The organism is Ramlibacter sp., assembly GCF_035655895.1.
Lineage (GTDB): Bacteria > Pseudomonadota > Gammaproteobacteria > Burkholderiales > Burkholderiaceae_C > Ramlibacter.
Genome location: NZ_DASRTN010000008.1, coordinates 1 through 11,784 on the forward strand (window position 1 = coordinate 1; position 11,784 = coordinate 11,784).

General features: G+C 71.1%; 12 protein-coding genes. 7 read left to right on the plus strand and 5 right to left on the minus strand.

What is annotated here, in order from left to right; all coding sequences use genetic code 11:
- The 7 genes from VFE82_RS09590 to VFE82_RS09620 all read left to right on the plus strand — a co-directional run.
- Positions 1-547: tripartite tricarboxylate transporter permease (locus tag VFE82_RS09590; RefSeq protein WP_325000082.1), on the plus strand; the 547-nt coding region annotated here is incomplete at its 5' end.
- Between the two features lie 368 nt (positions 548-915).
- Positions 916-1,377, plus strand: coding sequence for a cache domain-containing protein (locus tag VFE82_RS09595; RefSeq protein WP_325000083.1), 462 nt, complete (start codon positions 916-918; stop codon positions 1,375-1,377).
- A gap of 34 nt (positions 1,378-1,411) precedes the next feature.
- Positions 1,412-2,971, plus strand: coding sequence for a methyl-accepting chemotaxis protein (locus VFE82_RS09600; protein WP_325000084.1), 1,560 nt, complete (start codon positions 1,412-1,414; stop codon positions 2,969-2,971).
- Between the two features lie 162 nt (positions 2,972-3,133).
- A complete protein-coding gene (locus VFE82_RS09605) occupies positions 3,134-3,811 on the plus strand; it encodes a response regulator transcription factor (RefSeq protein ID WP_325000085.1) in 678 nt (225 codons plus the stop codon).
- Entirely contained in the window at positions 3,798-5,204 is a 1,407-nt protein-coding gene (locus tag VFE82_RS09610; RefSeq protein ID WP_325000086.1) for a sensor histidine kinase, read from the plus strand. The genes VFE82_RS09605 and VFE82_RS09610 overlap by 14 nt, the downstream gene beginning before the upstream one ends.
- 98 nt (positions 5,205-5,302) lie before the next feature.
- Positions 5,303-6,007: a TerC family protein gene (locus tag VFE82_RS09615; RefSeq protein WP_325000087.1), complete on the plus strand. Its 705-nt coding sequence runs from the start codon at positions 5,303-5,305 to the stop codon at positions 6,005-6,007.
- Positions 6,008-6,026: 19 nt separating this feature from the next.
- Positions 6,027-6,458, plus strand: a complete 432-nt coding sequence (locus VFE82_RS09620; RefSeq protein ID WP_325000088.1) for a universal stress protein — start codon at positions 6,027-6,029, stop codon at positions 6,456-6,458.
- Positions 6,459-6,519: 61 nt separating this feature from the next.
- Here VFE82_RS09620 and VFE82_RS09625 read toward each other — a convergent pair whose 3' ends face one another.
- The 5 genes from VFE82_RS09625 to VFE82_RS09645 form a co-directional block, all read right to left on the minus strand.
- Entirely contained in the window at positions 6,520-7,572 is a 1,053-nt protein-coding gene (locus VFE82_RS09625; protein WP_325000089.1) for an aldo/keto reductase, read from the minus strand.
- A gap of 120 nt (positions 7,573-7,692) precedes the next feature.
- The gene (locus VFE82_RS09630) at positions 7,693-8,940 is read right to left on the minus strand and encodes a hypothetical protein (protein WP_325000090.1); all 1,248 of its coding nucleotides are present in this window, start codon (positions 8,938-8,940) and stop codon (positions 7,693-7,695) included.
- Positions 8,941-9,076: 136 nt separating this feature from the next.
- Entirely contained in the window at positions 9,077-9,553 is a 477-nt protein-coding gene (locus tag VFE82_RS09635) for a Mut7-C RNAse domain-containing protein (RefSeq protein WP_325000091.1), read from the minus strand.
- A 19-nt stretch (positions 9,554-9,572) separates the two neighbouring features.
- Complete coding sequence (locus VFE82_RS09640) at positions 9,573-10,541, minus strand: tripartite tricarboxylate transporter substrate binding protein (RefSeq protein ID WP_325000092.1); 969 nt, start codon at positions 10,539-10,541, stop codon at positions 9,573-9,575.
- Positions 10,542-10,607: 66 nt separating this feature from the next.
- Positions 10,608-11,678 (minus strand): tartrate dehydrogenase, encoded by a 1,071-nt coding sequence (locus tag VFE82_RS09645; protein ID WP_325000093.1) that lies wholly within the window; start codon positions 11,676-11,678, stop codon positions 10,608-10,610.
- Positions 11,679-11,784 lie beyond the last annotated feature (106 nt).

Genomic DNA, 11,784 nt, shown 5'->3' on the forward strand with positions numbered 1-11,784 from the left:
GACGCTGGGCATCCCGCCCAACGCCGTGATGGCGCTGATGGTGGGCGCCATGACCATCCACAACATCCAGCCCGGGCCGCAGGTCATGACCAGCAACCCGCAGCTGTTCTGGGGCCTGATCGCCTCGATGTGGATCGGCAATGCGATGCTGATCATCCTGAACCTGCCCCTGATCGGCATGTGGATCAAGCTGCTGACCGTGCCCTACCGCTGGCTGTTCCCGTCCATCGTGCTGTTCTGCGCGATCGGCGTGTACTCCACGAACAACAACGTCTTCGACATCTGGATGGTGGCCATCTTCGGCATCGTCGGCTACGGCTTCATCAAGCTCGGTTGCGAGCCGGCGCCGCTGCTGCTGGGCTTCATCCTGGGCCCGATGATGGAGGAGAACCTGCGGCGCGCGCTGCTGCTCTCGCGCGGCGACTGGGGCGTGCTGGTCACCCGGCCGCTGTCCGCCAGCCTGCTGGCCGCGGCGGCGGCGCTGGTGGTGATCGTGGCGCTGCCCTCGATCAAGGCCAAGCGCGAGGAAGCCTTCGTGGAGGACTGACCGGGGACGGGCGGGGCGTCGCGCACGCTGGACGCCGCACCGATGCTGGCAAGGCCGGGCCGAGCGCCCGGCCTTTTTGCGTCTGGAGCGAAGGCAAGGTGAGCGGCGCAGGCCTGCCTGCGCGACCGGGCCGCGCCGCGACGGGGGTGAGCCTGTCTCATCGCCGGATGAGCGCGCCGAAAGCGGCCCTGTTCGGCGCACCGCCGCAGCAGATTGGCCGGCACCATCGGACGGCCTCGTCGTGGCGCGGGCGCGATGCCCCTCGCCGGCCAGGCGCGATCCGGCGCTCAAGCTTTGCCCGGGCCGCCCGAAAAACCCGGCAGGCGCCTTGGCGCCGATCCCCTTCAACCTCTCAATCCATCGATCCCATGCATTCGTTCCACCGCTATGCCGCCGCCGTCGTGACGGTCGCGTGCCTCGTCGCGCCCGCCATCGCCCAGGAGCGCGCCAACAAGGAAGAGGCCACCACCATGGCCAACGCCGCCTTCGAGCACATCAAGAAGGTCGGCACCGAGAAGGCCTACAAGGACTTCACCACCGACAAGGCCGCCTGGACCAAGAAGGACCTGTACGTGATGGTCTACGACAGCAAGGGCGTCGCGCTGGCGCACGGCGGCAACGACAAGCTGGTGGGCAAGGACATGTCCGCCGTGAAGGACCCGAACGGCAAGCCCGTCATCGGCGGGCTGCTGCAGAAGGCCACGTCCGGCGGCGGCTGGTACGACTACGACTGGCCCGATCCCATCTCCAAGAAGATGATGGGCAAGTCCACCTACGCCATCAAGCAGCCCAACGGCGAAGGCTTCATCGGCGTCGGCATCTACCGCTGACGCGGGCCGGCCAGGAAACGCATCGAGGCGCGCCATGGGCAATTTCCTTCGCAACACTTCCATCGGCCTGAAGGTGTCGCTGGCACCGGCGTTCGCCATCGTGTGCCTGGTCATCGTGGCGGCGGTCGGCTGGTTCGCCAACCGCGCCTCGGGTGCCGACCTGCAGGCCATCGGCGTGGGCGGCATGAAGCGCATCGTCAATGCGCAGTCGTTCGCCCGCGAGATGACCGAGCTGCACCAGCAGGTCTACCAGAGCCTGACCTGGGAGGCCATCGGCCACCGGCCGGAGAAGATCAAGGAACTCGACGACCTCGTGCTGCAACGCCTGAAGTCGTTCGAGGCCGGGGTCAAGGCCGCCGCCGGGGCGCCGCAGCAGTCGCCCGAACAGGCGCAGACGCTGGCCGAGCTGGCCCGCGAGTTCGGGGCCTACGCCAAGAGCGTGCGCGACACGCTGGACATCAAGTCGGCGGGCGTCGCCACGGCGACCAGCTTCGTGGTCACCATGGACGACCAGTTCCGCAGCAGCCAGGCGCTGCTGAAGAAGTTCGTCGAGCGCGAGCAGCAGCGCAACGCCGCCCTGGTCGCCGCTTCCGGCGCCGCCGCCATGCGCAACAGCCTGGTGATCGCGGGCACCACGCTGGTGGCGCTGCTGCTGGCGGGCGGCCTGTCGTGGGTGTTCGCGCGCGCGATCAGCCAGCCGCTGGGCGAGGCGGCACAGCTGGCCGGGCAACTGGCGCAGGGCGACCTGACCCGCGACGCGGCCGACGTGTCGTCCGATGCGACCGGCCGCGTTCTGGCGGCGCTGGGCGAAGTCTCGCGCGGGTTGACCGGCATCGTCGTCGACATCCGCCGCACGGCCGAGGAGATCAACACGGCCGCCGGCGAGATCGCCAGCGGCAACACCGACCTGTCCTCGCGCACCGAGAGCACGGCGTCGGCCCTGCAGCAGACCGCCGCGGCGGTCGAACAGCTGTCGACCACCATCCGCCTGAGCGCCGAGAACGCCCGTGAAGCCAACACCATGGCCCACGACGCGTCGGCCGTGGCACGCGAAGGTGGCGCCATGGTGGCGGACGTCGTGCAGACGATGGACGCGATCAACGCGCAGGCCAAGAAGATCGGCGAGATCATCGGCACCATCGACGCGATCGCGTTCCAGACCAACATCCTCGCGCTGAACGCGGCGGTGGAGGCGGCGCGCGCCGGCGAGCAGGGCCGCGGCTTCAGCGTGGTCGCCAGCGAGGTTCGCACCCTCGCACAACGCAGCGCGGAGGCGGCCCGGGAGATCCGCGGCCTGATCCGCTCCTCGGTCGAACAGATCGACGCCGGCGCCGGCAAGGTGCAGGTCGCCGGCCAGACCATGGGCCGCATCGTCTCGGCCATCGAACGGGTCGCGAGCACGGTGGACGACATCTCGCGCGCTGCCACGGAACAGGCCGCCGGCATCGCGCAGGTGAACCAGAGCGTGTCGGCCATGGACGAGTCGACCCAGCAGAACGCGGCGATGGTCGAGCAGGCGAACGCGGCGACCGAGTCGCTGCGCAGCCAGGCCGAACGCCTGGTGCACATGCTGACGCGGTTCCGCACGGCCTGAGCGGCCGGCCCCGACCAGGCGCCCCGCGGGGCGCTTTTTTTTGGGTTGGCGGGGGCGGCAGGCGGGATCGCGGTGCGGCTGCAGGCCCGCGCCACCGGCAGGACGGCCCAGGGATGCGGGCCCCTGTCCGGCAGAATGGCGTGCTGCCCGCCTTCCACTCCCATGCGCATCCTCCTGGCCGAAGACGACAAGGTGCTCGCCGACGCGCTCGGCCGGGCGCTCATGCGGTCGGCCTATGCGGTCGACGTGGCCGCCACCGGCGACGAGGCCGACCGGGCGCTGCTGTCGGCCACCTACGACCTCGCCATCCTCGACATCGACCTGCCCGGGCTCTCCGGCCTGGAGGTGCTGCGCCGCCTGCGCGCGCGCCGCGCGCTGACGCCGGTGCTGATCCTCACCGCGATGGACGCGCTGGCCGACCGCGTCGCGGGGCTCGATGCGGGCGCCGACGACTACCTCACCAAGCCGTTCGACCTGCCCGAACTCGAGGCCCGCGTGCGCGCGCAGCTGCGGCGCGGCGCCGCCGCCGTCTCGCCGGTGCTGCACCACGGCAAGCTGCAGCTGGACACCGTGGGCCGGCGCGTCTCGTACGAGGGCCGGCCGATCGAGCTGTCGGCGCGCGAGCTGGCGGTGCTGGAGCTGCTGCTGCTGCGCGCGGGCCGCGTGGTGAGCAAGGAGAACATCGTCAACCACCTGTACGGCTGGGGCGACGAGGTGGGCCTGAACGCGATCGAGGTCTACGTCTACCGGATCCGCAAGAAGCTCGAGCCGCTCGGCTGCGAGATCCGCACGGTGCGCGGCATGGGCTACCTGATGGAGCGCAGCCATGGCGAGGGCTGAGCCCCGCCTGAAGTCCGCGCTCGTCGCCGGCCTGCTCGGTCCGCTGGTGGCCCTGCTGGTGCTGGACACCGCCATCGGCTGGTGGACCGCCGACCGGCTGGCCGACCAGGCCTACGACCGCGGCCTGCACGAGATCGCCCGCGAAGTGGCGCTGCATGTGCACGGCGGGCCCGCCGGTCCGCGGCTGGACCTGTCGCCGGCGGCGGAGCAGGCGCTGCTGGTGGACCAGGACGACCGCCTGGCGCTGCGGGTCTGGGACGGCGTCGGTCGGTCGCTGGGCGGCCACCCGGACCTGGCGCCACCGCCGCGGCCGCCGGTCAATGGCACGCCGCTGTTCTATTCGCACCGCCTCGGCGAGGACCCGGTGCGCGTCGCCGTCTCCTGGCTCCCCTACCAGGGCGCCGGGCCATCGCAGCGCATCCTGGTGCAGGTGGCCGAGACCCTGAACAAGCGGCGGCGCCTCACCTGGGAGATCGTGGCCAGCCTGCTGGCGGCGCAGGTGCTGCTGATCGCCATGGCCTGCGCCGCGGTGTACTGGGCGGTCGGCCACGGGCTGCGCCCGCTGGAGGCGATCGGCCGGGGGCTCGCGCGGCGTTCGCACCAGGATCTCAGCCCGCTGGACCCCGGGCCGGTGCCGCTGGAGGTGCGGCCACTGGTGGAGGAGGTCAACGCGCTGATGCTGCGGCTCGGTGGCGCGCTGGAGGCGCAGAACCGCTTCGTGGCCGATGCGGCGCACCAGCTGAAGACACCGGTCGCCGGGCTGAAGGCGCAGATCGACCTGGCGCTCGGTGAGAACGACCCGGCACGCGTGCGCCACAGCCTCGCGCAGCTGTATGTCAGCGCCGAGCGGCTGTCGCGCCTGGTGCAGCAGCTGCTGGCGCTGGCGCGCAACGAGCCCGGCGCGGCGTCGGCGGTGCGGTTGCAGGCCGTGGACCTGGAGGCGTTCGCCCTGGAGATCTGCATGGAATGGGCGCCGCAGGCGCTGCGCCGCTCGATCGACCTCGGGTTCGAGGGGCAGGAGCGACCCTCGCTGATCGACGCCGACCCCGACCGCCTGCGCGATCTGATCAACAACCTGATCGACAACGCCGTGCGCTACAGCCAGGAGGGCGGGCGCGTGACCGTCAAGGTGCAGGCGGGCGGCGACGAACGCATCCTGTCGATCAGCGACGACGGGCCGACCATCCCGCCGCAGGAACGCACGCGGGTGTTCGAGCGCTTCCACCGGCTGCTGGGCGGCAAGGCCGACGGCAGCGGGCTGGGGCTGGCGATCGTCAGCGAGATCGCGGCACTGCACGGCGCCCGCATCACGCTGGAGGACGATGCCGACGGCACCGGCAACACCTTCACCGTGCACTTCCCGCCGCCCGAGGGCGCAGCGACCGCCGCGTAAGCCTGGCGACAGCCGGGCGACAAGGAGCCGACAGCGGCTCTTCCTATCCTCGTGGACGCCGGGGGCACTGGGCTCCCGATCACGAGGAGACATCCCCCATGGACTTCCTGTCCACATCGACCTTCTGGATCGCGCTGCTGCAGATCATCATGATCAACATCGTGCTGAGCGGCGACAACGCGGTGGTGATCGCGCTGGCCTGCCGCTCGCTGCCGCCGCAGCAGCAGAAGAAGGCCATCATGTTCGGCAGCGTGGGCGCCATCGTGCTGCGCCTGGTGCTGACCTTCTTCGCGGTGTACCTGCTGACGCTGCCTTACCTCAAGCTGATCGGCGCGGCGCTGCTGCTGTGGATCGGCATCGGCCTGCTCAAGGGCGAGGACGACGAGGAGGAGCTGCAGGGCCACTCCAGCCTGGCCGCCGCGATCAAGACCATCGTGATCGCCGACCTGGTGATGAGCCTGGACAACGTGATCGGCGTGGCGGCCGCCGCCAAGGGCGACATCGTGCTGCTGGTCGTCGGTCTGGTCATCAGCATCCCGCTGATCATCTTCGGCAGCACCATCATCCTCAAGCTGATGTCGCGCTTCCCGATCATCATCACCATCGGCGCCGGGCTGCTGGGCTGGGTGGCCGGCGAGATGGCGCTGTCCGATCCGTCGATCAAGGCCTGGGCGGCCGAGCAGCACGTGCTGCACTGGGCCGCGCCGATCGCCGGCGCCCTGATCGTGATCGCCCTGGGCAAGTGGCTGGCCGCGAAGGCGGCCGGCGCGGGCGACGCCACGGCGGCCAAGGCGCACTCCTGACGCACAGCGGGTGACGGCCGTGGGTCAATTGCTCGTCCCCCTCGACGGCAGCATCGCCCAGCGCGAGCGCGCGCTGGCCGAGGCGATCCGCCTGCACCGCCACGAGGCCGCCGGCATCTGCCTGCTCAGCGTGCAGCCGCCGGTGAATGGCCACGTGGCCGGCTACTTCAGCCCGTCCGAGCTGGAGCGGCTGCAGCGCGACGCCGGCCGCGAAGAACTCGCGCCGGCCGAGACCCTGCTCGAGGCCGCGGGCGTGCCGTTCCGGTCGCTGGTGCGCACCGGCCGCCGGGCCGAGACCATCGCCCGCACGGCCCAGGAACTGGCCTGCGATCGCATCCTGCTCGATGCCGCGCAGGGCGACACCGGCCGCCGCTGGCTGGGATCGGTGGCCCAGCAGGTGCGCCACATCCTGCAGTCGCAGCACCTGGGGCGTTTCGTCACGGTCGTCTGAGGCCGCGACCGTCCGCCCCTCGGCCGGGCCACGCCCGGCCGTTCTGCTGGCGCGTGCGACGTCAGCGACCCGCGGCCGACTCGGCCAGCTGGCGCCGGCGCGCCTCACCCTGGCGCTCCAGCATCCAGCCGGGGTACTCGGCGGGCAGGCGGCTGGCGGCGTCGATCGCCTGCAGCTCCTCGGCCGACAGGCGGACCTCGACGGCGCCCAGGTTGTCGGCCAGCTGCTCCGGCCGCTTGGCGCCCACGATCACGCTGGTGACCTGCGGCTGGTGCAGCAGCCAGGCCAGCGCGACCTGTGCGACCGAGACCCCCCGGGACTGGGCGATCGGCCGCATCGCATCCACGCAATCCCAGGCCCGGTCCTTCTCGACCGGCGGGAAGTCGAAGGTGGTGCGGCGGCCGCCGGCCTCGGGGCCGCCCGGCTCGCGCCCGTACTTGCCGCTCAGCAGTCCGCCGGCGAGCGGGCTCCACACCATCAGGCCCAGCCCTTCGCTGCGCAGCATGGGGATGAGCTCGCGCTCGAGGTCGCGGCCCGCCACGGTGTAGTAGGCCTGCAGCGATTCGAACCGGGCCAGCCCCAGCCGCTCGGCGATGCCCAGGGCCTTGACGATCTGCCAGGCCGCCCAGTTGGAAACCCCGACGTACCGCACGTGGCCGTGGCGCACCAGCTGGTCGAGCGCGCGGACGGTCTCCTCGAGCGGCGTTGCCGGATCGAACCCGTGGATCTGGTAGAGGTCGATGTGGTCCAGCTGCAGCCGCCGCAGGCTGGCCTTCACGCCGTCGAGGATGTGGCTGCGCGTCGCGCCGCGCGTGTTGGGCGCGGGACCGGTCTCGCCGAACACCTTGGTGGCCACCACCACCTGCTCGCGCGGGACCTTCAGGTTGCGCAGCGCCTGGCCGGTGATCTCCTCCGAGACGCCGCCCGCGTACACGTCGGCGGTGTCGATGAAGTTGACGCCGGCGTCCAGCGCCTGGCCGACCAGCCGTTCGGCCTCGGCCTGCTGCAGCCGGCCGATCTGGCCCCACATGCCGTCGCTGCCGCCGAAGGTCATGGTGCCCAGGCAGAGCTGGGAGACGAACAGGCCGGTGCGGCCGAGCGGGTGGTAGCGCATGGGATCCTCGCGTGCAGAAGGACAGGCACTCTAGCCGCTTCGTCGCGGCGCTGCCTGCCGGGCTGCGGCGCGCCCCGGCGGCCCGCCAGGCGCATCGACCGACCAGAACAGACCTGCAGCCTACCAGCGGGCCGCCATCGAACCGGCCGAGAAGCGCGGGTCGCGGGTCACTGCGCCCATGTCGACGAACTCCATCTGCGACAGCGGGATGGCCCCCAGCTGGCGGAACGTGTTCTCGTCCCAGGCCGCGCTGGGCTCGCCCTGGATGTAGAAGTCCTCGCCGATGTCGGCGACGTACAGGCCGTACTGCTTGGCGGCCCTGGCGATGGCCTTGGCCTGGGTGGTCCAGTTGTCGGGGATCGCGAAGTCGGCGCGCAGGCGCAGCACCGAGCCGAACGGGATCCCGCCCGCGTTGGCGCTGCCCGCACCATGGCGCGCCGGCCACACGTAGCCGTTGGACAGCACCGCGTCGCGGAAGGTCACCCGCAGCGCGTGCCGGATCTCGCCGCTGGACGCCTCGGCCGCCTTGGCCAGGAACGGCGTGATCGGCAGGCCGGCCGCATCGGCCGCGGTCCAGCTGGCCGGCCGCAGGTCGAGCGACTTCATGTCCCAGGCGGCGGTGGCCATGGCGTACCACTGGCCGGAGAGCTTGAACGTGGCGTAGCCTTCCCACAGGCGGCAGGCACCCTGCTCGACCACCAGCACGTGGTGGTCGCCGCAGGTGTTGGGGTCGTTGCAGGTGCCGCCCTCGTTGAGCAGGTTGGTGCGCGGGAACGGGAAGCGGCGCTGGCCGGCGGCCACGTTGCTGCAGCCGCGCGCGATCCCGTAGCCGTTGCCGTTGTCCACCGCGCAGTCGCTCTCGTGCGGATAGCCGACGTTGCTGCTCACGCCAGAGGCGCGGAAGTCGTACTGGAGCGTCGCCCAGTCGGTGGTGGCCGCGCTGCCGTCGACCACGTTCACGGGCATGCCGTAGTAGGCGTCGCGCCGGGTCGGGTCGGTGCCCAGCCACCAGTCCGCGTGGAACGGCCTGCTGCCGCCGATGCTGCCGATCCAGGCGGCGCTGCTGCCATGCGCCGGGAACCTGCTCGTGTCGTCGATGCGGGTGTTGAACACCGCCTGCGGCGGGAACATCTCGCAGTCGCCCAGGACGGTGGGCGCGGACGTGTCGGCTCCCGTGCCGTTGCCGCCACCGGTGCTGCCACCGGCACCGATCGTTCCGGCGCCCGCCAGGGTGGCGCCGGCCGCGACGCCGGTGTCACCGCCGGCCACGCCCGCGGCACCGCCGCCGCCGCCACCACAGGCCACCAGGCCGGCCGCCACCACCGCCGACCATGCCAGCGCGCCCAGCGCGATTCGTTGCTTGCCCATCCGTCACCTCCTGCTCAGCAGTAAACAAGGTGCGGATTCTTGGGTGCCTCAGCCGTTTACAACCGTTGCCATGTGCAAAGTGGTGGCGGCTCACTTACAGCTGAGCTTGTGCTGGGCGGGGGTGCGTGGCCGCCCTTCACGGCAGCCAGCCGGGCAGGGCGCGCGCCAGCGCCTCGCGCATGCGCCTCGCATGCGAGCCGGGCCAGTAGACGCGGCCGCAGCCCGGGCAGCTGCGCGCGGGACCGGGCAGGTCGCGCACGTCGGGCGGCAGCAAACCGTCGCGCTCTTCGCGCGACAACGGTGGCGACAGCAGCGTGTTGCACACGGTGCACCGGGTGAACAGCTCGGCCGGTGCCGGCAGCTGCAGCGCGGCGACCACCTGGGCCAGTTGCTGCAGCGGCGCGTCGTGCACGATCTCCAGCGCCTGCCGGGGGCGCAGCTCGCGCAGCAGGAGCCGGTCGCGCGTGAGCAGGATGCGCTGCTCCTGGTCCGCCAGCCGCACCAGCGCGTCGTCGGGCAGCTGCGGATCGAGCCGGGTGTCGTGCCCGAGCACGCGCAGCCAGCGTGCCAGCCGGGCCAGCATCGCGTCCGCGGTGAAGCGGGGCGGCGTCACCGCAGCCAGGTGCGAACGGCTACTTCTTGCCCAGGCCCATGCGGGCGGCGCCTTCGGTGTACAGCTTGGACTTCTCGGCCATGAAGGCGTCCATCTGCTCGACGCCCACGTTGACCAGCTCGAAGCCGGACTTGGCGGCCAGCTCCTGCATCTCGGGCTCGTTGTTCATCGCCAGCCACATGTCCGAGATGCGCTTGCGCGCCTCGGGCGGGGTGGACTTGGGCATGCCGATGCCGCGGTAGGCACCATCGACCCAGTCGACCCCGAGCTCCTTGAAGGTGGGCACGTCTGGCATCAGCGGGTGGCGCTTGTCCATCGCCACGGCGAGCGGGCGCACCCCCTTGTCCTTGTTGGCGATCGCGAACGGCGTGTACGTCATCGCGCCGTCGACCTGTCCGCCGATGACCGAGGTGGCCAGGTCGCCGGTGCCCTTGAAGGGCACGTACAGGGTCTTGATGCCGAACGCGGCGTCCAGGCGTTCGTGCGCCGCATGGTTGGCCGAGTACTGCCCCGAGCCGGCCAGGCTCAGCTTGCCCGGGCTGGCTTTGGCGGCCTGCAGGAATTCCTGGAAGTTCCTGATCGGGCTCTTGGCGTTCACCACCAGGATGTCGGGCGTGAAGTGGAACCAGAACACCGGGACGATGTCGGCGGTCTTGTACTGCACGTCACCCTGGATCGGCTGGAACACGATGTGCGGCAGGTTGACGCCGACCACGTTGGCGCCGTCGCCCGGCAGCTGGTTCATCTGCGTCCACATCAGCGCGCCGCCCGCGCCCGCCTTGTACTGGATCACCGTCTCGATGGCCGGGCACTTCTTCTTGAGCACCAGCTGCTGGTGGCGCGCCGAGAGGTCGGACTCGCCTCCGGGCGGAAACGCCTGCCAGTACTGCACGTTCCTGTCGGGGCAGGGCGGCGAGGGCGCGGCGGCCTGCGCGACACCCAACGGGACGGCCAGCGCGAGGCCGGCCAGGGCGAACAGCTTTCTCATCGTGTGTCTCCTGTGGTTCTTCGAGTGGCCGCCAGCGACGGCCGCAGCGACGCTTGTCGCAGATCTTCAGGCGTTCAGCAATCGGTGGCACACCGCATCGGTCACCTGGGCGGTGGTGGCCGTGCCGCCGAGGTCGCGCGTGTGCAGCTGCGCATCGGCGGTGACGGCTTCGATCGCACGCATCAGCCGCCGGGCGGCGTCGCGCTCGCCCAGGTGCTCGAGCAGCATCACGCAGCTCCAGAACGTGCCGACCGGGTTGGCCAGGCCCTTGCCCATGATGTCGAAGGCCGAGCCGTGGATGGGCTCGAACATGCTGGGGAAGCGGCGCTCGGGATCGATGTTGCCGGTGGGCGCGATGCCCAGGCTGCCGGCCAGCGCGGCCGCCAGGTCGCTCAGGATGTCGGCGTGTAGGTTGGTGGCCACCAGGGTGTCGAGCGAGGCCGGCCGGTTGACCATGCGCGCGGTGCAGGCGTCCACCAGCTCCTTGTCCCACGCCACGTCGGGGAACTCGCGGCTGACCTGCAGCGCGATCTCGTCCCACATCACCATCGCATGGCGCTGCGCGTTGGACTTGGTGACCACGGTCAGCTGGCGCCGCGGGCGGGACTGCGCCAGCCGGAAGGCGAAGCGCATGATGCGCTCGACCCCGGCGCGGGTCATCATGCTCACGTCGGTGGCCACCTCGATCGGATGGCCCTGGTGCGCGCGGCCGCCGACGCCGGCGTACTCGCCCTCGGAGTTCTCGCGCACGATCACCCAGTCGAGGTCCTTCGGCGCACAGCGCTTGAGCGGCCCGTCGATCCCGGGCAGGATGCGCGTGGGCCGCACGTTGGCGTACTGGTCGAAGCCCTGGCAGATCTTCAGCCGCAGGCCCCACAGGGTCACGTGGTCGGGAATGTCGGGATCGCCGGCCGAGCCGAACAGGATGGCGTCCTGGCCGCGCAGTTGCTCCAGCCCGTCGGCCGGCATCATCTCGCCGTGGGCGCGGTACCAGTCGCCGCCCCAGCCGAAGCTCTGGAACTCGAAGGTCAGGCCGGCCTGCGCCGCGGCCAGCGCCTGCAGCGCCTGCTGCCCGGCGGGCACCACTTCCTTGCCGATCCCGTCACCGGGGATGCAGGCGATCTTGTAGGTCGTCATGGGTCGTCTCTCGGGATTGCACGATGGCGATCCCGCACTCTAGGCCCGTGCGACGGAAAAGATGGCCCCCCAGGGCAAGGCATTCTTCACCGTGCGGTGAAGAATG